The sequence below is a fragment of the Bradyrhizobium betae genome (assembly GCF_004123905.1).
Lineage (GTDB): Bacteria > Pseudomonadota > Alphaproteobacteria > Rhizobiales > Xanthobacteraceae > Bradyrhizobium > Bradyrhizobium betae_A.
Map to the genome: position 1 here is coordinate 242192 of NZ_MZXW01000016.1, position 22661 is coordinate 264852.

20 protein-coding genes are annotated in these 22661 nt (G+C 63.5%); 10 read left to right on the top strand and 10 right to left on the bottom strand.

Annotation, left to right across the window (positions count from 1 at the left end):
* Positions 1–186: 186 nt before the first annotated feature.
* The 3 genes from leuS (at position 187) to holA (ending at position 4442) form a co-directional block, all read left to right on the top strand.
* Positions 187–2811, top strand: a complete 2625-nt coding sequence (leuS, locus tag B5V03_RS11330; RefSeq protein WP_129270134.1) for a leucine--tRNA ligase — start codon at positions 187–189, stop codon at positions 2809–2811.
* Positions 2798–3349: an LPS assembly lipoprotein LptE gene (locus B5V03_RS11335; protein WP_129270136.1), complete on the top strand. Its 552-nt coding sequence runs from the start codon at positions 2798–2800 to the stop codon at positions 3347–3349. Before leuS ends, B5V03_RS11335 begins: the two co-directional genes overlap by 14 nt.
* Before the next feature lie 64 nt (positions 3350–3413).
* Positions 3414–4442: a DNA polymerase III subunit delta gene (gene holA, locus B5V03_RS11340; protein WP_129270138.1), complete on the top strand. Its 1029-nt coding sequence runs from the start codon at positions 3414–3416 to the stop codon at positions 4440–4442.
* A gap of 118 nt (positions 4443–4560) precedes the next feature.
* On the opposite strand, the gene B5V03_RS11345 is transcribed toward holA, so the two are convergent.
* From B5V03_RS11345 to hemJ, 7 genes are all read right to left on the bottom strand, one after another.
* Positions 4561–5448: a ParB/RepB/Spo0J family partition protein gene (locus B5V03_RS11345; protein ID WP_164987935.1), complete on the bottom strand. Its 888-nt coding sequence runs from the start codon at positions 5446–5448 to the stop codon at positions 4561–4563.
* A gap of 149 nt (positions 5449–5597) precedes the next feature.
* The gene (locus tag B5V03_RS11350) at positions 5598–6452 is read right to left on the bottom strand and encodes a ParA family protein (protein ID WP_129270142.1); all 855 of its coding nucleotides are present in this window, start codon (positions 6450–6452) and stop codon (positions 5598–5600) included.
* A gap of 31 nt (positions 6453–6483) precedes the next feature.
* On the bottom strand, positions 6484–7116 hold the full coding sequence (gene rsmG / locus B5V03_RS11355) for a 16S rRNA (guanine(527)-N(7))-methyltransferase RsmG (protein ID WP_245502225.1): 633 nt from the start codon (positions 7114–7116) through the stop codon (positions 6484–6486).
* Between the two features lie 150 nt (positions 7117–7266).
* Positions 7267–9147, bottom strand: coding sequence for a tRNA uridine-5-carboxymethylaminomethyl(34) synthesis enzyme MnmG (gene mnmG, locus B5V03_RS11360; RefSeq protein WP_129270146.1), 1881 nt, complete (start codon positions 9145–9147; stop codon positions 7267–7269).
* Between the two features lie 455 nt (positions 9148–9602).
* The gene (gene mnmE, locus B5V03_RS11365; protein WP_129270148.1) at positions 9603–10928 is read right to left on the bottom strand and encodes a tRNA uridine-5-carboxymethylaminomethyl(34) synthesis GTPase MnmE; all 1326 of its coding nucleotides are present in this window, start codon (positions 10926–10928) and stop codon (positions 9603–9605) included.
* 328 nt (positions 10929–11256) lie between these two features.
* Complete coding sequence (gene rho, locus B5V03_RS11370; protein WP_028133442.1) at positions 11257–12522, bottom strand: transcription termination factor Rho; 1266 nt, start codon at positions 12520–12522, stop codon at positions 11257–11259.
* Between the two features lie 249 nt (positions 12523–12771).
* Positions 12772–13206 (bottom strand): protoporphyrinogen oxidase HemJ, encoded by a 435-nt coding sequence (hemJ, locus tag B5V03_RS11375; protein ID WP_129270150.1) that lies wholly within the window; start codon positions 13204–13206, stop codon positions 12772–12774.
* 457 nt (positions 13207–13663) lie between these two features.
* Between hemJ and B5V03_RS11385 the strand changes: the two genes are divergently transcribed.
* From B5V03_RS11385 to dnaQ, 4 genes are read left to right on the top strand one after another with little or no spacing between them, the layout of a single operon-like run.
* The gene (locus B5V03_RS11385) at positions 13664–14500 is read left to right on the top strand and encodes a pyruvate, water dikinase regulatory protein (RefSeq protein ID WP_129270152.1); all 837 of its coding nucleotides are present in this window, start codon (positions 13664–13666) and stop codon (positions 14498–14500) included.
* Between the two features lie 23 nt (positions 14501–14523).
* A complete protein-coding gene (locus B5V03_RS11390; RefSeq protein ID WP_129270154.1) occupies positions 14524–15132 on the top strand; it encodes a Maf family nucleotide pyrophosphatase in 609 nt (202 codons plus the stop codon).
* 23 nt (positions 15133–15155) lie between these two features.
* Positions 15156–15755: a dephospho-CoA kinase gene (gene coaE / locus B5V03_RS11395; RefSeq protein ID WP_129270156.1), complete on the top strand. Its 600-nt coding sequence runs from the start codon at positions 15156–15158 to the stop codon at positions 15753–15755.
* 42 nt (positions 15756–15797) lie between these two features.
* Positions 15798–16514 carry a DNA polymerase III subunit epsilon gene (dnaQ, locus tag B5V03_RS11400; protein ID WP_129270158.1) on the top strand — a complete coding sequence of 239 codons (717 nt, stop codon included), beginning with the start codon at positions 15798–15800 and terminating at the stop codon, positions 16512–16514.
* Here the strand turns inward: dnaQ and secB are convergent.
* On the bottom strand, positions 16511–16996 hold the full coding sequence (gene secB / locus B5V03_RS11405) for a protein-export chaperone SecB (RefSeq protein ID WP_129270160.1): 486 nt from the start codon (positions 16994–16996) through the stop codon (positions 16511–16513). The two genes, dnaQ and secB, sit on opposite strands and share 4 nt — an antisense overlap.
* A gap of 417 nt (positions 16997–17413) precedes the next feature.
* Between secB and B5V03_RS11410 the strand changes: the two genes are divergently transcribed.
* The 3 genes from B5V03_RS11410 to B5V03_RS11420 are packed head-to-tail and all read left to right on the top strand — an operon-like array spanning position 17414 to position 20203.
* Complete coding sequence (locus tag B5V03_RS11410) at positions 17414–18121, top strand: Tim44/TimA family putative adaptor protein (RefSeq protein WP_129270163.1); 708 nt, start codon at positions 17414–17416, stop codon at positions 18119–18121.
* Positions 18099–19616: a murein transglycosylase A gene (gene mltA, locus B5V03_RS11415; protein ID WP_164987936.1), complete on the top strand. Its 1518-nt coding sequence runs from the start codon at positions 18099–18101 to the stop codon at positions 19614–19616. Before B5V03_RS11410 ends, mltA begins: the two co-directional genes overlap by 23 nt.
* A complete protein-coding gene (locus tag B5V03_RS11420; RefSeq protein ID WP_129270165.1) occupies positions 19613–20203 on the top strand; it encodes a Smr/MutS family protein in 591 nt (196 codons plus the stop codon). Before mltA ends, B5V03_RS11420 begins: the two co-directional genes overlap by 4 nt.
* Here the strand turns inward: B5V03_RS11420 and B5V03_RS11425 are convergent.
* Both B5V03_RS11425 and hslU read right to left on the bottom strand, forming a co-directional pair.
* The gene (locus B5V03_RS11425; protein WP_129270167.1) at positions 20200–21324 is read right to left on the bottom strand and encodes a hypothetical protein; all 1125 of its coding nucleotides are present in this window, start codon (positions 21322–21324) and stop codon (positions 20200–20202) included. The two genes, B5V03_RS11420 and B5V03_RS11425, sit on opposite strands and share 4 nt — an antisense overlap.
* Before the next feature lie 28 nt (positions 21325–21352).
* Entirely contained in the window at positions 21353–22657 is a 1305-nt protein-coding gene (gene hslU / locus B5V03_RS11430) for an ATP-dependent protease ATPase subunit HslU (RefSeq protein ID WP_129270169.1), read from the bottom strand.
* Positions 22658–22661 lie beyond the last annotated feature (4 nt).

Below are 22661 nucleotides of genomic sequence, written 5' to 3' on the forward strand. Positions count from 1 at the left end.
GGCGGGTGCTGTTGCCAGCCAACCTCGCACCGACCCCTTAATCCGGTCCCAATAGGCCGCTCCGTACTTTTGCGGACCAGCATTGCGGGGTGCCGCGGCCTGCGGCAACCCATTGACCCCCCGAGGACTTCTATGGCCTAGTCCGGCCTCTTTAGACGGCCGAATCCACGAAAACCCAACGATTCCATGACCTCCGAACGCTATAACGCCCGCGACGCCGAACCACGCTGGCAGGCTGCCTGGGACCAGCAGGCGATCTTCGTCTCGAAGAACGACGATTCGCGGCCGAAATACTATGTGCTCGAGATGTTCCCGTACCCGTCCGGGCGCATCCATATCGGCCATGTCCGCAATTACACCCTCGGCGACGTGCTGGCCCGCTTCATGCGCGCCAAGGGGTTCAACGTGCTGCACCCGATGGGCTGGGACGCTTTCGGCCTGCCGGCCGAGAATGCCGCCATCGAGCGCAAGGTCGCGCCGAAAGCCTGGACCTACGACAACATCGCCGCGATGAAGAAGCAGCTCCGCTCGATCGGGCTGTCGCTGGACTGGTCGCGCGAATTCGCGACCTGCGACCCCAGCTACTACAAGCATCAGCAGAAGATGTTTTTGGACATGCTCGGCGCCGGCCTCGCCGAGCGCGAGAAGCGCAAGCTCAACTGGGATCCCGTCGACATGACCGTGCTCGCCAACGAGCAGGTGATCGACGGCCGCGGCTGGCGCTCGGGCGCCGTTGTCGAACAACGGGAAATGAGCCAGTGGGTCTTCAAGATCACGAAGTACTCGCAGGAGCTGCTTGACGCACTCGACGGGCTGGATCGCTGGCCCGACAAGGTGCGGCTGATGCAGCGCAACTGGATCGGCCGCTCCGAAGGCTTGCTGGTCCGCTTCGCGCTGGATCCGGCGACGACGCCGGCCGGCGAGAGCGAGCTGAAGATTTTCACGACGCGACCGGACACGCTGTTCGGCGCGAAGTTCATGGCGATCTCGGCGGATCATCCGTTGGCGCAGGCCGCGGCCGCGAAGAACCCGAAACTCGCGGAGTTCATCGCCGACATCAAGAAGATCGGCACTGCCCAGTCGATCATCGACACCGCGGAGAAGCAGGGTTTCGACACCGGCATCCGCGCGGTCCATCCGTTCGACCCGAGCTGGAAGCTGCCGGTCTATGTCGCCAACTTCGTGCTGATGGAATACGGCACCGGCGCGATCTTCGGCTGCCCCGCGCATGACCAGCGCGACCTCGACTTCGTCAACAAGTATGGCCTCGGCAACGTTCCGGTGGTGTGCCCCGAGGGCCAGGACCCCAAGACCTTCGTCATCACCGACACCGCCTATGACGGTGACGGCCGCATGATCAATTCGCGCTTCCTCGACGGCATGACCATCGATCAGGCCAAGGACGAAGTCGCAAAACGCCTTGAAAACGAGCTGCGCGGCAACGCGCCGGTCGGCGAGCGACAGGTCAATTTCCGCCTGCGCGACTGGGGTATTTCACGCCAGCGCTATTGGGGCTGCCCGATTCCCGTCATCCACTGTCCGAAGTGCGACGTGGTGCCGGTGCCGGACGCCGACCTGCCGGTGGTGCTGCCGGACGATGTCAGCTTCGACAAGCCGGGCAACGCGCTCGACCATCACCCGACCTGGAAGCACGTCACCTGCCCCAAATGCGGTGGCATGGCCCAGCGCGAAACCGACACCATGGACACCTTCGTGGATTCGTCCTGGTATTTTGCCCGCTTCACCGATCCCTGGAACGAGAACGCGCCGACGACCCCGGCCGTCGCCAACCGGATGCTGCCGGTCGACCAGTATATCGGGGGCGTCGAGCACGCGATCCTGCATCTGCTGTACAGCCGCTTCTTCACGCGCGCGATGAAGGCGACCGGGCACATTGCGTTGGACGAGCCGTTCGCCGGCATGTTCACGCAAGGCATGGTGGTGCACGAGACCTACCAGAAGGCCGACGGCAGCTGGGTGCAGCCGGCCGAGGTGAAGATCGAGGTCGGCGGCAACGGCCGCCGCGCAACGCTGCTCGCGACCGGCGAGGACGTCCTGATCGGTGCGATCGAGAAAATGTCGAAGTCGAAGAAGAACACGGTCGACCCCGACGACATCATTGCGACCTACGGCGCCGACGTCGCCCGCTGGTTCATGCTGTCAGACTCCCCGCCCGACCGCGACGTGATCTGGAGCGACGAGCGCGTCCAGGGCGCCTCGCGCTTCGTGCAGCGGCTGTGGCGGCTGGTGAACGATTCGGTGGAACCGGGCAAGGCGGCCCCCGCGGCCCGGCCGGCCTCGTTCGGTCCGGATGCGCTCCTCCTGCGCAAGGCCGCCCATGGCGCGCTCGACAAGGTCACCACCGGCGTCGAGCGGCTGCACTTCAACGTCTGCCTCGCCCATATCCGTGAATTCACCAATACGTTTTCGGAGGTGCTCCAGCGCCCCGAACAGCCTACCCCTGACTTGGCCTGGGCGATCCGGGAGGCCAGCCAGATCCTGGTCCAGCTGTTCTCCCCGATGATGCCGCATCTGGCCGAGGAGTGCTGGCAGGTGCTGGGCCACTCCGGGCTGGTTTCGCAGGCCAATTGGCCCCAAATCGAACGCGATTTGCTGGTTGAAGACGCCGTGACCTTGGTGGTCCAGGTCAACGGCAAGAAGCGGGGTGAGGTCACAGTTGCAACAGCGGCCCAAAATCCGGAAATCGAGGCTGCCGTTTTGGCGCTCGATGCGGTAAAGCTGGCCCTGGACGGCAAGCCCGTCCGCAAGGTGATCATCGTCCCCAAGAGGATCGTGAATGTTGTCGGCTAGGATCCGCATCGCAGCCCGCTTGCTGGCGGTCGCCGCTCTGGCGGCGCTGACGGCTGGCTGCTTCCAGCCGATGTATGCCGAGCGCACCGACGGCATCCCCGGCCTGCGCGAGAAGCTGATGGGCGTCGAGCTGCCGCCGATCGACAAGGCGAACGCCTCCCGCGAGGCCCGCGTCGGCGTCGAGGTCCGCAACGCCCTCGCCTTCAAGCTCTATGGCACAGCCACCGGCATGCCGCCGACCCACCGCCTGGTGATCCGCTTCAACTCCAGCCGATCGTCTCTGATCGTCGATCCCAGCACCGCTCTGCCAACAACTGAAAATTACGGCATCGATTGCCAGTACAATCTGATCGAGGTTGCGAGCGGCAAGTCGGTGATGACCGGCACCACATTCTCGCGCGTGTCCTATGACATGCCCGGCTCCTACCAGCGCTTCTCCCGCAACCGCGCCGTGCGCGATGCGGAGGATCGTGCCGCCAACGAGATTGCCGAGAACATCAATACCCGGCTCGCCTCGTTCTTCACCGCGGGCACTTAGTTCAGTTCATTCCCGTTATCTCGGGGCGCCCCAGGGCCGCCCTGGATGACGCGCTTGAGGCGGCATGGTCGCGCTACGCGGAAAAGAGATCGATGCCTTCCTCGCCCGCCCCGATGCGGGCCGACCGATCATCCTGCTCTATGGTCCCGACGCCGGCCTCGTGCGTGAGCGCGCCGATGCGCTGATCGCCTCGGCCGTCGACGATCCCAACGATCCCTTCTCGCTTGTAAAACTCGACGGCGACGAGCTCTCGGCCGAGCCGTCGCGCCTTGTGGACGAGGCCATGACGGTGCCGCTGTTCGGCGGCCGCCGCGCCGTCCGCATCCGCGCCGGCTCGCGCAGCTTTGCCAGCGGAGTCGACACGCTGGCGGAGATGGGTGTGAAGGATTGCCGCATCGTGATCGAGGCCGGCGAGCTGCGCCCGGAATCGCCGCTGCGCAAAGCCTGTGAGAAGGCCAAGGCAGCCGTGGCGATCGGCTGCTATCCCGACACCGAGCGCGACCTCACCAAGCTGATGGAAGACGAGCTGCGCATCGCAAATCTGCGTATCGCGCAGGATGCCCGCGCCGCGCTGATGTCGTTGCTCGGCGGCGATCGCCAGGCCTCGCGCAACGAGCTGCGCAAGCTCACCCTCTATGCCCACGGCAACGGCGAGATCACGCTGGACGATGTGATGTCCGTGGTCGCAGACGCGTCCGAGCTGAAGCTCGATCCGATCGTCGACGGCGCCTTCGCCGGCCGGCCCGACATCGTCGAGACCGAATTCGCAAAAGCCATGATCGCCGGAACCTATCCCGGCGTGATCATCTCCGCCGCACAGCGCCAGGCCGCGTGGCTGCACAAATCCGCGCTCGCGATCGCCGACGGCCAGCCTGCCTCCGCCGTGCTCGACGGCGGTTATCCGCGGCTGCATTTTTCGCGAAAGCCGGCGGTGGAGACAGCACTGCGCAATTTCAGCGTGGCGCGGCTTGCCGGCATCATCGAGCAGCTCGCAACCGCTGCGCTCGACACCCGCAAGCAATCGACGCTGGCCGCCGCCATCGCCCAGCGCACGCTGATGGCGATCGCGGCGAACGCGAAGCGGCGGGGCTAAACGCGACTCTATCCACGTCATTGCGAGGAGCCCTTGCGACGAAGCAATCCAGAATCCCTTCGCGGAAAGACTCGGGATTGCTTCGCTACGCTCGCAATGACGTGGAGAGTGCGGGCGCCTACAGCACGCCCTTCGCCAGCCGCTTCATCACTTCGTCGAGCTGATCGAGGTTGCGGTAGTTGATCTGCACGGAGCCGCCGGGGTCGCGGTGGCTCACCGTGACCTTCAGGCCGAGCGCGTCGCTGACACGCTTTTCGAGATCAATCGTGTCCGGGTCCTTTTCCTTGCCCCCGGTGCTGCGCGCCTTTTGCGGCTTGCGCTCCGGCACGCCCTCTCCATGCGCGAGCGCTTCGGCCTGGCGGACGTTGAGGCCTTCCTCGACGATGCGCTTGGCGGACGCGAGCGGATCGGGCACGCCGATCAGCGCACGGGCGTGACCCGCGGTCAGCTCGCCGCTCGTGATCAAGGCTTGCACCTCGGCCGGCAGCTTGGTCAGCCGCATCATGTTGGCGATATGGCTGCGGCTCTTGCCGACGACCTTTGCGATGTCGTCCTGGCTGCGTTTGAACTCGTTGGCGAGCGCGTGATAGCCGAGCGCCTCTTCCATCGGATTGAGGTCTTCGCGCTGCACGTTCTCGACGATCGCGAATTCCAGCGCATCGCTGTCGCTGATGTCGACCGGCACGATCGGCACTTCATGCAGACCCGCCATCTGCGAGGCGCGCCAGCGCCGTTCGCCGGCGATGATCTCGAAGCGATCCTGCGCGCCCTTCACCGGCCGCACCACGATCGGCTGGATCACGCCGTGCTGCTTGATGGAGTCGCTCAGCTCCCTCAGCTCGGTGTCCGAAAAAGTCCGGCGCGGATTGCGCGGGTTGGGCTTGATGAATTCGATCGGCACCTTGCGCTGTGCGCGCGGACGATCGACATGCTGCGCCTCGCCGCCGACATCACCGATCAGACTTGCAAGACCCCGGCCCAGTCGCGAACGCGCTTCGTCGGCCATCGCCAGCTCCCTTGGATTCACGGTGCAGCACTCCAGAACTGAATTATCGAAACTTGTAGGATGGGTAGAGCGAAGCGAAACCCATCGCTGTTCGTGCGTGTGATGATGGGTTTCGCTTCGCTCTACCCATCCTACGAATCAACGTCGCTTCAATGCGTGACCCGCAGCTCACGCTCGCGCTGGATCACTTCGGTCGCGAGCCGCAGATAAGCTTCGCTGCCGACGCATTTGAGATCGTAGACCAAGACCGGCTTGCCGTAGGACGGCGCTTCCGAGATGCGCACATTGCGCGGGATCATGGTCTTGTAGACCTTCTCGCCCATGAACTGCCTGACGTCGGCGACGACCTGGTTCGAGAGGTTGTTGCGCGAGTCGAACATGGTCAGCACGATGCCGTGGATCGACAGGTTCGGGTTGAGTGTCGAGCGCACCTGCTCCACCGTCTGCAGCAATTGCGACAGACCTTCGAGCGCGAAGAACTCGCACTGCAGCGGCACCAGGATCGCATCCGACGCGGCCATCGCATTCACTGTGAGCAGGTTCAGCGAGGGCGGGCAGTCGATCAGCACATAGGTGTAATCCGCATCAGGCGAGACGTTGTTGTTGAGCGCGCCGATCGCGTCGCGCAGCTTGAACGCGCGCCCGGGCGTGGTGCCGAGCTCGAGCTCGAGGCCGGAGAGATCCATGGTCGAGGGCGCGATATGCAAGCGCGGCACCGCTGTCGACACCACCGCTTCGCGCAAATTCGCTTCGCCGATCAGCACGTCGTAGGTCGAGCAGGAGCGGTTGCGGCGGTCGATGCCGAGGCCGGTCGAGGCGTTGCCCTGCGGGTCGAGATCGACGATCAGGACGCGCTCGCCAATCGCCGCGAGTGCTGTACCGAGGTTGATCGCTGTGGTTGTTTTTCCCACACCGCCCTTTTGATTCGCCAGCGCGAGGATGCGCGGGTGACCATGCGGGACTTCAGCGGTCTGTCCTTGCTGCGGTTCGTCAATCACGCTCATCGCAAATTCCCCCACTCAACCCCTGAACGCCTCAGCCGCGTCGGTCGACGGATGTCAGCTCCACGATCCAACCATCGCCGGTACGGCTTCGGTGGAGCTGCGGCTGAATAATCCAATATTTAGCGGCTTCGGTCAATTCAGCCTCTACATCTTGACCCTTTGGAAATAACGCCTTTGCGCCTTGGCGCATCAGCGGCTCCGCAAAGCCGATAAGTTGATGTAGCGGAGCTAGTGCGCGCGCGGTGACGCAATCGACGGGGCCGGTGATTCTATCCACATTATCCCCGATCTCAGCGAGATGTACGACTCCTGGTGATGTGGTGATGCGGATCGCTTCACGCAAAAATGCGGCCTTCTTGGCGATTCGCTCGACCAGATGGACGCGGCCGTCGGGCGTCCCGGCCATGACGCAGGCCAGTACGACGCCGGGAAAGCCGCCGCCGCTGCCGAGGTCGGCCCAGCGTTTTGCAGTTGGCGCAAGATCAACGAGTTGAAGCGAATCAGCGATGTGCCGGGTCCAGAGGTTTGGCAGAGTCGAGGGCGCGACCAGATTGGTCTTGGCCTGCCACTCCCGGAACAGCGCGATGTAGCGATCGAGCCGATCCTCGGTTTCACGTGAAACGGGGGCGAGCTTCAGCGCCGCGCGCTTGTCCGCGGCGATGATGGCGTCGAGCGCCTGGTCGTTGGCGCTGCCCTTGTCGAGCTTCGGTTTGACTGGCGCCGGGTCCGGACGACGAGCAGCGCCCTCGCCCGCTCCCGGTCGTCGCGATAGCGGTTTGTCCCCGCCCGATCCGCGCTGTTTCACGTGAAACGCCTATGCGATTGCTTTGGAAGTCTTCCGGGCCTCGCGGCGGAGATAGGCCGCGAGGATGCCGAGTGCCGCCGGCGTCATGCCGTCGATCCGGCCGGCCTGGCCGACCGTGAACGGCCGCGCCTTCTCCAGCTTAGCCCGCACCTCATTGGAGAGACCGGGGACCTGCTGGTAGTCGACCTCCGACAGCACCATCCCCTCATCGCGCCGGAAGGCTTCGACGTCGGCGCTCTGGCGCTCAAGATAGACGTCGTACTTGGCGTCGATCTCGAGATGCGTGGCGATCACAGGGTCGATGCCCGACAATTCCGGCCAGATCGCACGGACCTGGCTCCAGCCGATATCGGGATAGGCCATCAGCTCGAAGGCCGAGCGGCGCTGGCCATCCCGGTTCAGGGACAGGCCGTGCTTGATCGCCTCGTTCGGCGTGATGGTCAGCGACTTCGACAACGTCCGGGCCGCGTTCAGCGCCTCTATCTTGGCACGATGATGCTGGGTCCGGGCATTGCTGGTACATCCAAGCGCGATCCCCTTCTCGGTCAGGCGCTGATCGGCATTGTCGGCCCGTAGCGTCAGCCGGTACTCCGCCCTTGAGGTGAACATCCGATAGGGCTCGCTGATCCCGCGGGTGACGAGGTCATCAATCATCACGCCGAGATAACCGTCGGCACGGTCGAACACCGTCAGTGCGGCACCACTCGCGGCCAAAGCCGCGTTCAGACCGGCCACGATGCCCTGCCCGGCGGCCTCTTCGTATCCGGTGGTGCCGTTGATCTGCCCGGCTAGGAACAGACCACGCAGACGCTTGGTCTGGAGGGTCGGATCGAGTTCACGGGGATCGATGTGATCATATTCGATGGCGTAGCCCGGACGGACCATCTTCACCCGCTCCAGACCGGGGATGGTAGCGAGGATCGCGAGCTGAACTTCTTCAGGAAGCGAGGTCGAAATGCCGTTGGGATAGACCGTGCTGTCGTCGAGCCCTTCCGGCTCCAGGAAGATCTGATGGCCGTCGCGATCGCCAAAGCGGACGATCTTGTCCTCGATCGAGGGGCAATAGCGCGGTCCGGAGCTCTTGATCTGGCCGGAGTACATTGGGGAGCGATGGACATTGGCCCGGATCACCTCGTGTGTGGCAGCCGTGGTCCGGGTGATGCCGCACTGGATCTGCGGGGTGGTGATCCGCTCCGTCATGACCGAGAACGGCTCCGGCGGCTCGTCTCCGGGCTGCATTTCGACCGCAGACCAGTCGATCGTGGCGCCGTCCAGACGCGGCGGAGTGCCCGTCTTGAGCCGTCCAAGGGTGAAACCGGCCCGCTCGAAGGAGGCCGAAAGACCCATCGCAGGCGCTTCGCCGACGCGGCCGGCGGGCCAGTTCTTCTCACCGAGATGGATCAGACCACGAAGGAAGGTGCCGGTGGTGACGACCACCGCCCCCGCCTGAAGCTCCCGGCCGTCCGCCAGGCGCAGTCCGGTCACCCGCCCCTCGACCACGATCAGCTCGTCAGCCTCGCCCTCGATGACCGAAAGACCCTCGGTCTCCCGGATCGCGGCCTGCATCGCAGCGGCATAGAGCTTTCGATCCGCCTGGGCGCGGGGACCACGGACAGCTGGACCCTTGCGACGGTTGAGGACGCGAAACTGGATGCCGCCGGCATCGCCGACCCGACCCATCAGACCATCGAGCGCGTCGACCTCGCGAACCAGATGGCCCTTGCCGAGACCGCCGATGGCGGGATTGCAGGACATCGCGCCGACGGTGGCGAAACGGTGCGTCACCAGGGCGGTGGTCGCGCCCATCCGGGCAGACGCAGCCGCGGCCTCACAGCCGGCGTGGCCGCCGCCAATCACGATGACGTCGAAACTCTCTCGCACTGTTCGCATGGGGGACTTCTATCCCAGAGCGGAAAAAGCCGGAAGTGGAAACTGGCCGAGGCGGCTGTTTCACGTGAAACGCGGGTGGCCGGGGGGTACCGGACTCATTTTCGCGAAAACAACCCCATGCACAGTAGGAGGGCGTGGGAAGGACTGCTGTTTCACGTGAAACAAGATGGGTCGTGCACGGCGGATGGAACGAGCAGTCGAGCAGGGCTATTGCCGCAAACTCCGTCATTGCGAGCGAAGCAATCCAGAATCCCACCGCGGAGATAGCCTGGATTGCTTCGTCGCAAGGCTCCTCCCAATGACGAGGTTGGGGCGTGCGCTCCGCTCCCAGCACCCCTGCTCTCGCCGCGGGAGTAAATCAGACGTGTTTCACGTGAAACAGCTGGAACCGCCTCGTGTTTGAGGTGAAACGCAAACAATGGAACAAGTGCTAGTTCTACATTGAAGAACTAGCACTACTTTCCGATACAGAATTTCTGGAAAATGGCTCCAAGGACGTCCTCGACGTCCACCCGACCGAGCAGCCGGCCCAGGGCATAGGCGGCGGCGCGCAGCTCTTCGGCGGCGAGCTCTTCGCCCTCCTCTACAAGCTCCAGGCTTCGACGCAAGCTGTCTGATGCCCGATGCAAGAGATCCCGCTGACGTGTCCGGGTCACCAGGGCGCCCTCGCTGGTTCCAAAGCATTCGGCCGCGAATTCAACCAGCGCATTGATCAGCTCCGGCAATCCGTCCCCTCGCCGCGCCGAAATCGCGAAGGACCTGTCGGCGTCCACCCCGACCGCCGAGACGCCGAGATCAATCTTGTTGCGGACCATCCAGACCGGCGCGGTCCCAGTCGCTCGCTCTTCGACCTTCGCCTCGGGGCCCGTAAGCCACAACACGACATCGGCGTCCTCGGCCCGTGCCCGTGCCCGGCGCACGCCTTCCTGCTCGACGGGATCATCGGTCTCGCGAATGCCGGCGGTATCGATCACTGTGACCGGATAGCCATCGAGATCGAGTTGCACCTCGATGACGTCACGCGTGGTGCCGGCGTGCGGCGAGACGATCGCGACCTCGCGTCGTGCGAGCTGATTCATCAGCGTCGACTTGCCCACGTTCGGCGGACCGGCAATTGCAACCACCAGGCCGTCACGGAGGCGCTCAGCTTGTCCCTGTGCCGCAAGGACTTTTGCAATTTCGTCATGCAGCGCTTTGATCGCCTTCACCGCCGGCGCCCTCAACTCGGCGGGCACGTCGCCCTCGTCGGAAAAATCTATGCCGGCCTCGATCAGCGCGGACGCCTCGATGATGCGCTCGCGCCAGTCACGCGCGCGATCGCCGAGCAGGCCTTGCAGCTGGCGGAGCGCCTGGCGGCGCTGGCGGTCCGTGTCGGCATGAATGAGATCGTCGAGGCCCTCGGCTTCGGTGAGGTCGAGCTTGCCGTTCTCGAAGGCGCGCCGCGTGAACTCGCCGGGCTCGGCCGCGCGCGTATTCGGAATATTCGAAATTGCGGCGAGGAGTGCCGAGAGCACCGCGCGTCCGCCATGGACGTGGAATTCGGCGACGTCTTCGCCGGTCGCGCTTGCCGGCCCCGGAAACCAGAGCACCACGGCGTCGTCGATCGGCTGGCCGGCGCCGTCACGGAGCAGCCGGCGGCTGGCCTGCCTCAGCGCGGGCAACTTGCCCGCCAGGGTCGTCAGCGCCAGGCCAGCCTGCGGTCCGGACACGCGCACCAATGCGATCGCACTCGGCGGACGGCCGGACGACAGCGCGAAGATGGTCTGGTCTCGCGGGTGCATGGCCTATTTGTCCGGCTGCCGCCGAAAAGGCAAACACCCGTTTCGATCACCAGGCGGGGCGATTTTGCTGCAGCAAATCCTGCAGCAAGACCGCTATATTGCACCGCAACATAGCTGCAGCATTCTCGCTGCGAAATCCTTTTTCTCCGACGGAACGCTCGTTCGTGTGGTCAAGTATTATATTTATATATCAATATCTTAAGTGAAATTCTGATCCGGGTTGGACCTTTGTCCATGCTGCGCATTTGCTGCAGCAAAGGCGCCCAACAAAAAGGGCGCCCGAAGGCGCCCTCTGATTTCTTGCTGCACTTTTTTTGCTGCACCTGGCTCAGGTGTTCATGGAATCGAAGAACTCCGAATTGCTCTTGGTCGAGCGCAGCTTGTCGAGCAAGAAGTCGATCGCGTCCATCGTGCCCATCGGGTTGAGGATGCGGCGGAGCACGTACATCTTCTTGAGCACCTGCGGATCGGTGATGAGCTCCTCCTTGCGGGTGCCGGAGCGCGAGATGTCGATCGCCGGGAAGGTGCGCTTGTCCGAGACCTTGCGGTCCAGGATCAGCTCCGAGTTACCGGTGCCCTTGAACTCTTCGAAAATGACTTCGTCCATGCGGCTGCCGGTATCGACCAGCGCGGTCGCGATGATGGTCAGCGAGCCGCCCTCCTCGATGTTGCGGGCGGCACCGAAGAATCGCTTCGGGCGCTGCAGCGCGTTGGCGTCGACACCGCCGGTCAGCACCTTGCCGGATGACGGCACCACGGTGTTGTAGGCGCGGCCGAGGCGAGTGATCGAATCGAGCAGGATGACGACGTCGCGGCCATGCTCGACCAGACGTTTTGCTTTTTCGATCACCATCTCGGCGACCTGGACGTGACGCACTGCCGGTTCGTCGAAGGTCGAGGACACGACCTCGCCCTTCACCGAACGCTGCATGTCCGTGACTTCTTCCGGACGCTCGTCGATCAGGAGCACGATCAGATAGCATTCGGGATGATTGTGCGTGATCGAGTGCGCGATGTTCTGCATCAGCACGGTTTTACCCGTGCGCGGCGGAGCGACGATCAAGGCGCGCTGGCCCTTGCCGATCGGCGCGACGATGTCGATCACCCTTGCAGACAGGTCTTTTCGCGTCGGATCGTCGATTTCCATGCGGAAGCGCTGATTCGGAAACAGCGGCGTGAGGTTGTCGAAATTAACCTTGTGCTTGGCCTTTTCCGGATCCTCGAAATTGAGCGTGTTGACCTTCAGCAGCGCGAAATAGCGTTCGCCCTCCTTCGGGCTGCGAATGTGGCCTTCGATGGTGTCGCCGGTGCGCAGCCCGAAACGGCGGATCTGCGAGGGCGAAACGTAGATGTCATCCGGGCCCGGCAGATAATTCGCATCGGGCGAGCGGAGGAAGCCGAAACCGTCGGAGAGCACCTCGACGACACCTTCGCCGACGATGTCAGTCTCAGCCAGCGCAAGCTGCTTGAGGATGGCGAACAGCAGCTCCTGCTTGCGCATCGTGCTGGCGTTCTCGACCCCGTGCTCTTCCGCGAACGAGACAAGCTCGGCCGGGGTTTTCGACTTGAGGTCCTGGAGTTTAATTTCCCGCATTGGGGTGGTCCTGTGGGGTAACCTTGGGAGGGGGTGCGAGGAGGCTCTGAAATGCGGACGTGAGAAAGATAAGGTCCGCAGGTCTGGCAAGGTTAAGTGCCGGTGAGGCTTCAAACCTGATGCGGTGTCCGGCCTCTGGAAAGCTCAGACACAACCACATCCGCCTGCGTTGGGTGGGATAACCTCAATATAGAAAATCGCTTCCCACTCCGCAAGCCGAAGCGCTGAGCGATCATTCACGAACCCTGCCTAGAACGGCTTCACGATCACCATGATGACGATGAGAATCATCAGGACGGTCGGCACCTCATTGATAATCCGATAGAATTTCTGGCTCCGCGGGCGCCGGTCGGCGGCGAAGTCCTTCACCCAGCGGGAAAAAAAGCCGTGGACCGCGGACATCGCCAGGACCAGTGCCAGTTTTACGTGCAGCCAGCCGAATGTGAACCAATGGCCGGACCAGGCGAGATAGAGCCCGGCGAGCCAGGTGACGATCATGGCGGGATTGATGATGGCCTTGAGCAGCCGGCGCTCCATCACCTTGAAGGTTTCCGACTGCCTCGAGCCGATTTCGGCTTCGCAGTGATAAACAAACAACCTGGGCAGATAGAGCATGCCCGCCATCCAGGAGATGACGGCGATCACATGCAGCGCCTTGATCCAGAGGTAGACGTCTTCGAACATGTTTTGCATCCGGCTTCGCTCAGATCAGGGAACGCTGGGGATAGTAAGAACTCGTTAAGGTCTTACCTGCACACATATCCGTCCGCAGCGCTCCTCCTAAATCTAAGAATCTTAGATTCTTAAGGTTTGAGTCTATGTGACGGTGGATTGGACTCATGCAATTCCATCCGCCGGTCCACCCGCGCTTGTTCACATCCATCAACATATCCCGGATAGCTCCGGCGGCTCGCGATAAGCCATCCAGCTTCAAAGACTTGCGGGTTTCTGTCGGCAGCTTATCAAGGGGGTTGTCCGCGCAATCCCGTTTTCCTCTCGGCGGGGTGTCGGACTTGTTCCGATGGGCAGTGGTGTGAACAAAATTGGCAGTTGTCCCGCCCCTGCTGTCGCACATCCCTTTCCGAGGGGTTAAGGTCCACAGAAATCCACAAACCACACCGTCCTCATACAAAGAGTTTTTGTGCCGACCTCGACCAATTATTTCCATCTGCACCTGGTCTCCGACTCCACCGGCGAGACGCTGATCACGGTCGCACGCGCCGTCGCGGCGCAGTACGCCAATGTCACCCCGGTCGAGCATGTCTATCCGCTGGTGCGGAGCCAGAAACAGCTCGACCGTGTGCTCGACGAGATCGAGGAGGCACCAGGGATCGTGCTGTTCACGCTGCTGGAGAAAGATCTGGTCTCCCGGCTCGAGGACAAGTGCAAAGGGATCAACGTTCCGAGCCTGTCCATCATCGGTCCGGTGATGCAGTTGTTCGAAGCCTATCTTGGAGCAGCGACCACCGGCCGCGTCGGCGCCCAGCACGTGCTCAACGCGGAATATTTCAAACGCATCGACGCGCTGAACTACACGATGATCCATGACGATGGTCAGCATGTCGAAGGCCTCGACGATGCCGACGTGGTGCTTGTCGGTGTCTCCCGCACCTCGAAGACGCCGACATCGATCTATCTCGCCAATCGCGGCATCCGCACCGCGAACGTGCCACTGGTTCCCGGCATTCCGGTTCCGGCGCAATTGGAGACGTTGACGCGACCGCTGGTCGTGAGCCTGCACGCGACGCCGGAACGCCTGATCCAGGTGCGTCAGAACCGCCTGCTCTCGATGGGTGCCGATTCCAGCAGCGACTCCTACACCGACAAACAGTTGGTCGCCGAGGAGGTCGCGTTCGCGCGCAAGCTGAGCGCCAAGCATGACTGGCCGCTGCTGGACGTCACGCGTCGCTCGATCGAGGAAACCGCGGCGGCAATCATGAAACTCTACAGCGATCGCCAGCGTAACCGGCCCTCTTAATAGTCTTGGGACTAGTTTTCACGATGGGTCTGTGGCGCGGCAAATCTCCATTGATCCTGGCGTCGCAAAGCAGCGCGCGAAAAATGCTGCTGGCCAATGCCGGGTTCGAATTTGAGGCTGTGACCGCCGACATCGACGAGCGCGGCATCCAGGCTGCGTCAAAACTTTCCAATCCGCGCGAGATCGGCCTGCTGCTGGCGCGCGAGAAGGCCAAGGCGGTCTCGGCCAATCGTCCCGGAAGCTATGTGATCGGCGCCGATCAGACGCTGGCGCTCGGCGAACGTCTCTTCAACAAGCCCGCCGGCCGCGCGCAGGCGTTGGCACAGCTGCGGGATCTCGCCGGGAACAGCCATGAGCTGAATTCCGCGGTGGCCGTCGCGCATGACGGCAAGATTGTCTTCGAGGATGTCTCGGTGGCCCGCATGACCATGCGAGTGCTGACCGAGGCCGAGCTCTCGGCCTATCTCGACGCCGCCGGCGATGCGGTCACGACAAGCGTAGGCGCCTATCAGCTTGAAGGTCTGGGTATCCACCTGTTCGAGCGCATCGAGGGCGATCATTTCACCATTCTCGGCCTGCCGCTGCTGCCGCTGCTTGCGTTCCTGCGGAGCGAACAGCTAATTGCGGTGTAGACGATAAATATGGCTGGGCGCTGATGCGGATCCTGGGACTAACCGGCTCGATCGGGATGGGCAAATCCACCACCGCGAAATTGTTCGCGGAGGCCGGCGTGCCCGTCTACGACGCCGATGCGGCCGTCCACCAGCTCTACGAGGGCGAGGCCGCGCCTGCGATCGAGGCCGCCTTCCCCGGCACCACCGTGAACGGCAAGGTCGACCGGCCAAAATTGTCGGCGCGCGTGGTGCACGATCCCGCCGCGATCAAGCAACTCGAGCAGATCGTCCATCCGATGCTAGGCGCTTCCCGGCAAAAATTCTTTGCCGACGCAGAAGCGGCCGAGGCACCGGTCGTGGTGCTCGACATTCCGCTGCTGTTCGAAACCGGCGGTGAGAAGCGGGTCGACGCCATCGTCGTGGTCTCGACCTCGCCAGAAATTCAACGCGAGCGGGTGCTGGCGCGCGGCACGATGGACGAGGCAAAGCTCGATGCCATCATCGCCAAGCAGACGCCGGATGCCGAGAAGCGCAAGCGGGCCGATTTCGTGGTGGATACGTCACACGGACTTGAACCGGTGCGCGCCCAAATCGCGCACATCCTGGCCGAGGTCGTTAAGATGCCGCAGCGGCGAGCCTGATTCGCCGCTCTTACACGGCTTCTTGCACGGCATCCCAAAATCATGCGCGAAATCGTCCTCGACACCGAAACCACCGGCCTCGATCCGCTCCGCGGTGATCGCCTGGTCGAAATCGGCTGCGTCGAAATACTTAACCGCATGCCGACGGGACAGACGTATCACGTCTACATCAACCCTGAGAGGGACATGCCGGCGGAAGCGTTCGCGGTACACGGGCTGTCGGCCGAGTTTCTCTCGACCAAGCCGCTGTTCCACGAGGTCGTCGACGACTTTCTGGAATTCATCGGCGATGCGCCGCTGGTGATCCACAACGCCTCGTTCGACATCGGCTTCATCAATGCCGAGCTCGACAAGATCAAGCGCCCCGCGGTCCCGCGTGAGCGGCTGGTCGATACGCTGCTGCTGGCGCGGCGCAAGCATCCCGGCGTGTCGAACCGGCTCGACGATCTCTGCTCGCGCTATTCGATCAACAATTCACACCGCACCAAGCACGGCGCGCTGCTCGACGCCGAACTGCTCGCCGAAGTCTATGTCGATCTGGTCGGGGCGCGGCAGTCGCAGCTGCTGCTGGCGTCGGAAGGCGAGGATATTCGCGTTAATGCCGCTGGCGATACGCCGCGGCGGCAGCGATTGGTGCCGCTCGCGCCGCGGGTTTCCGATGCCGAGCGCGAGGCCCACCGGGCCTTCATCGCGACGCTCGGCGACAAGGCGATCTGGAACGAGTTTTTGCCCGCTCCAGCCACGCCTCCGGCCGGTTAGGCCTGCCCGCTGGTCGGCTGAGCGGCCATTTGCCGCTCCATGTTCTGACGATAGAGGCCAACGAAGTCGACCGGATCCAGCATCAGCGGCGGGAACCCGCCGTCGCGCACCGCGGTGGCGATGATCTCACGGGCGAACGGGAACAGCAGGCGCGGGCATTCGATCATGACCAGCGGATGCAGGTTTTCCTTCGGCACGTTGGTGATCCGGAACACGCCGGCATAGGCGAGCTCGAACGAGAACATGATCTTGCCCGCGGTCTCGGCCTTGCCCTCGACCGACAGCGTGACCTCGAACTCGGTGTCGCTGAGATTGTTGGCGCCGACATTGATCTGGATATTGATCTGGGGCGGCTGGCCCTGCTGCTGGAGCGACGTCGGCGCGTTCGGATTTTCGAACGAGAGGTCCTTGGTGTACTGCGCCAGCACGTTGAGCTGGGGAGCCTGGGCCGCCTCGGGAGGGGTGCCGTTACCGTTGGTCATCAAAGTGTCTCCTTACCCGATTGGGGCTGAATTTCGCGGCGGTTGGCTAACATAGGGCCGCCTCGTTCCACAAGGACGAACGGTCCCGGACGGGGGATCCAGACCGGGCCCACAACTGTGACGTTCGAGGTGGTCTTTCGACGAAATTGCGCCTTAAACGCTTGAAGATGCGCGATTTCCGGGCCGGATCGGGTTTCCCCTTAAGCATAAAACGCGCTACACTCGGCGCTGTGCCAAAAGGCGCCATTGGCCGGGCGAGATTTCGTGCCTACATCCCACGGACCTGACGCGCGGACCTAAAATGGTGATGTAGACTTGCCGTTTCCGTATGGAACGGTCTACTGGCCGGATTGATTTTCCCGGCGACGAACCCTTCTAGTCGGCCCCTTCTCGCGAAGACCAGAAAGCGAATACGACGTGGACATCTACACCATCATCTTCCTGGCGCTGGCGGTCTTCATCTTTCTGAGGCTGCGCAGTGTGCTGGGGCAGCGCACGGGCAACGAGCGGCCGCCGTTCGACCATACTGCTGCCCGCAACGCGCTGGGGGGTGCCCAGGACAAGAACGTCGTGACCATGCCGGGCAAGGTGATTGACCAGGCGCCGCTGGCGCCGACGGCCGAGCCGACCCCGCCCGCCGACCGCTGGAAGGGCCTGACTGAACCGGGCACCGCGCTCGCCCAGGGTCTCGACGCCATCGTCGACAAGGATTCCACCTTCGACCCCCGCCATTTCATCTCCGGCGCCCGCGGCGCTTATGAAATGATCGTGCTGGCTTTTGCCAATGGCGATCGCCGCGCGCTGCGTGATCTCTTGTCGTCGGAGGTCTATGAGAGCTTCGACGCCGCCATCAAGGAGCGCGAGAAGAACGAGCAGAAGACCGAGACGCGCTTCGTCTCGATCGACAAGGCTGAGCTCGTCGGCGCCGAGCTGCGCGACCGCACGGCCCAGCTCACGATCCGCTTCGTCTCGCAGATGATCTCGGCCACCCGCGACAAGGCCGGCAACATCGTTGACGGCAGCGCCGACACGGTCGCCGACATCACCGACATCTGGACTTTCGCCCGCGACATCACCTCTCGCGATCCGAACTGGAAGCTGGTTGGCACCGGAAGCGCGAATTAAGGTCTTTTTGAAGAACAGCGCGACGGCGCTTTGCGCGGGTGCCGTCGTGCTGTCGTCGTTTTCACTCGGCGCCGAGGCGGCGCGGCGCCACTATCGCAGCCATCACCATCATCTCCCGGAACTGCCTGCCGCTCCGCCGCGGGCGTTGCCCTATCCGCAGCTTCCCCTGCCTTTCGAGATCCCCGGCGCGCAATATCTGCCGCTGGCCTGGGCCGACGTGAAGGGCTGGAGCGACGACGATCATCTCGCCGCCTACAAGACCTTTCGCGCGAGCTGCCGGACGATCAATGCGCAGACCGGCGCGGCCGAGCCAAAGGCACTTGCCGGCTCGCTGAGCGAGCCATGCCGGGCCGCCAAATCGCTGGAGCTCAGTGACGACGCCAAAGCCAGGACCTTCTTCGAGGAGAATTTTGCGCCGCTACGCATCTCACGCCTCGGCGAGCCCGACGGTTTCGTCACCGGCTATTACGAGCCGGTGCTGGAGGGATCGCGGACGCAGACTGACGTCTACAACGTTCCGGTCTATCGCCGCCCATCGAACCTGTTCGTGCGCGGCTACAAGCAGGATTCGGTCAGCCTGCCCAACAAGGGACCTGTTTACCGCAAGATCGGCCGCCGCAAGCTGGTGCCCTATTACGATCGCGGCGAGATCGAGGACGGCAAGATCGCCGGCCGCGGGCTGGAGATCGCCTGGTTGAAGGACCCGACCGATTTGCTGTTCGCCCAGATCCAGGGCTCGGCCCGGATCAAGTTCGACGACGACACAACCCTCCGGCTCAACTATGACGCCTATAACGGCTATCCCTACACGGCCGTCGGGCGCATCCTGATCGAGCGCGGCATCATCCCGAGGGAAGAGATGTCGATGCAGAAGATCAGGGAGTGGATGACGCAGAACCCCGATGGCGCCAAGGAGCTGCGGCGCCAGAACCGCGCCTATATCTTCTTCCGGGAGGTCAACCTCTCCGACAAGGACGAGGCGGTGGGTGCGCAAGGTATCCCGCTGACGGCCGGCCGCTCGATCGCGGTCGACAAATCGCTGCATGTCTATGGCACGCCGTTCTTCATCGAGGGCGAACTGCCGATCGAGTCCGATCGCGCCAAGACGCCGTTCCATCGGCTGATGATCGCGCAGGACACTGGTTCCGCCATCATTGGACCTGCCCGCGCGGATCTCTATTTCGGTGCCGGCGCGGATGCCGGCCGGGTCTCCGGCCGGCTGCGCCATCCCATGCATTTTGTCATGTTGGTGCCGAAGGGCCTCGATCCAAGCGCGCGTGCCGCAAAGCTGCCGGTTCCGGACCCGCGGCCCTCGGTGAAGATCGCAAAGCTGTTTCCGCAGACCGATCAGGCCAAGCCGGCGGCTGTGGCGCCGGACAAGAGTGAGACGGTCGCTGTCGCTGGTCCAGTCCCGTTGCCGGTGCCGCGCCCCGTGATCGAGCCCACTCCCGAGCCGCGCCGGCCCGCGAAGAATCGTCCCCATCGGCAGCAATGAAGCGATCGTCCCGTCCGCCCGTGCTGGAGCCTCGTCCTTCGCCGCGCCGTCGTGCGCTGAGCGAGGAAGAGCGCGAGCTGTGGGACATTGTCGCAAAGCAGGTCAAGCCGCTGAGGAAGCATCGCGTGGCAAAGACGCACGCCCCGCCACGCACTGAGCCTTCACCCGCAGCACCGGTGGCGAGACCTGCGCCATCGCCACGTCCGACTGCCGCTGCGCCTGCGCCGCGCGTGCCAAAACCGGCGATGCCGCCACTGGCGCCGCTCGGCAAGCGCGAGCGCACAAAACTGTCGCGCGGCCGCAGCGAGATCGAGGCACGGCTCGACCTGCACGGCATGACCCAGATGCGCGCCCATCGCGCGCTGACCGGTTTCCTGCACCGCGCCCATCATGACGGCCTGACCTTCGTGCTCGTCATCACCGGCAAGGGCCGCAGCGGCGGCGAAAGCGGCGTGCTGCGCCGCCAGGTGCCGGAATGGCTGAGCTTGCCGGAATTCCGCGCCTTCGTGGTCGGGTTCGAGGAGGCCGGCATCGGCCATGGCGGCGAGGGCGCGCTTTATGTGCGAATTCGCCGGGCGAGATTCTAGAACGGCCGCACGATCCCGACGCGCGGGATCAAAGTGACGATCAGGCCGAAGATGTTTGTCTTCTGATCTTCCGCCGGAATCAGCGGCGCTTCCTGCTTCGCCGGCAGCATCTTGACCGCATGCAGGATCAGGAACATGCAGACCGCCCAGTTCGAGATCCAGCGCGAATAGTCGAACACCATCGCGAACATCACGAGATAGGCGAGGCTGATACCGATCAGTGCCGCGACGACGAGGCGGCGGTGCATCTCGCTTGCAAGCGCGCGGATCAGGTTCGCGAAGAAACGCCACAGCGGCGTGTGCAGCCAGATCAGCAGCGCGAAGACAGGCACGCCCAGGATGTTGTGCGGCAGGCGGCCCCAGGTGTCCGAAATCTCCTTCGCCAGCGGCTGGTACCAGATGTAGGCGAACTGCAGCAGATCGGTGCGGGACGGATCGGCCATCCGGGTCTTCAGATACGCCACGAAATCCGCTTCGGGGATCGGCATCGTTCCCAGGAATTGCGCGGCGAAGAACAGTGCAGAGACGAGGGCGAAGGCGAGGACACCGAACGCGACATTGCTGCGATTGTAGCCATAGGCGAGATAATGCCTGATCACGACGATGGCGATGATCGTCGGCACATACATCAGCAGATGGATGTGGTGGATCAGCACAAGGATGATCGCGAACAGCGCGGCCGTCGCAACAAACAGCAGCGAGCCCGCCGGCATCAGCAGCAGGATGATCGCCAGCACGCAGCCATAGATGTCGAAATGGCCGAGCGTGTGCATGAAATTCTTCAGGAAGAACGGCGAGCCCGCGATGAAGACGAACAGCGGCAGCGTTTTCGCGGTGAAGCTGAACGTCTTCTGAAACAGTCTTGCGTAGAGCCCCAGCGTCACCAGCCAGGTCGCTCCGCCGAGTGTGAACACCAGCGAGACCGGCACCTTGTCCGTGAATAGCGCGACGATCGCCCCGATCAGCGCGCGCTTGATGAAGCCGAAATGGTAGTCGACCAGGAGGTGGATGTAGGGGACGTAAGGCGGCAGCTGGATCTTGTGGACGAACACGCCGACGATGACCGCTGCGTTGATCGCGAGCAGGAGGCGCCAGGGGTTTTGCAGGATGGGTGCGGTCACGCGGCATCCATAGCGCGACCGCCACAAATTACAAAATAAACCGGCTCAGATCCGCGTTCTTGGCGAGGTCGCCGACGTGCTTCTGCACGAAATCGGCATCGACCCTGACGGTCTCGCCGCTGCGGTCGGGGGCGGTGAAGGAGATCTCGTCCAGCACCCGCTCCATCACGGTCTGGAGCCGCCGCGCGCCGATGTTCTCGACGGTGGAGTTGACGGCCACCGCGACGTCGGCCAGCGCGTCGATCGCATCAGGCGTGATGTCGAGCGTGACGCCCTCGGTCTGCATCAGCGCGACATATTGCTTGATCAGCGAGGCCTCGGGCTCGGTCAGGATGCGACGCATGTCGTCGCGGGTCAGGGCCTGCAATTCGACACGGATCGGCAGACGACCCTGCAATTCCGGCAGCAAATCAGACGGCTTGGCGACGTGGAAAGCGCCGGAGGCAATGAACAGGATGTGGTCGGTCTTCACCGCGCCATGCTTGGTCGAGACCGTGGTGCCCTCGATCAGCGGCAGCAGATCGCGCTGCACGCCCTCGCGCGAAACATCTCCGCCGACGCGGCCGTCGCGGGCGCAGATCTTGTCGATCTCGTCGAGGAACACGATGCCGTTGTTCTCGACCGCGCTGATCGCTTCCAGCGTCAGCTGCTCGCTGTCCAGCAGCTTGTCGGACTCTTCGTTGACGAGGATCTCGTGCGAGCTCTCCACCGTCAGCCGCCGCGTCTTGCTGCGGCCGCCGAGCTTGCCAAAAATGTCACCGATCGAGATCGCGCCCATCTGCGCGCCCGGCATGCCCGGGATCTCGAACATCGGCATGCCGCCGCTAGAGCCCTGCGTCTCGATTTCGATTTCCTTGTCGTTAAGCTCGCCGGCGCGCAGCTTCTTGCGGAACGACTCCCGCGTCGCCGCGCTGGCATTGGCGCCGACGAGAGCGTCGAGCACGCGCTCCTCGGCGGCGAGCTGCGCGCGCGCCTGCACGTCCTTGCGCTTCTTCTCGCGCACCTGGGCGATCGCGACCTCGACGAGATCACGCACGATCTGCTCGACGTCGCGGCCGACATAGCCGACCTCGGTGAATTTCGTCGCTTCCACCTTCAGGAACGGTGCGTTCGCGAGTTTTGCCAATCGCCGCGCGATTTCCGTTTTGCCGACGCCGGTGGGGCCGATCATCAGGATGTTCTTCGGCAGCACCTCCTCACGCAAGGAGCCTTCGAGCTGCTGTCGCCGCCAGCGGTTGCGCAGCGCGATCGAGACGGCGCGCTTGGCGTCGGCCTGGCCGACGATGAAACGGTCGAGTTCGGAAACGATTTCGCGGGGCGAGAAGTCTGTCATAGGG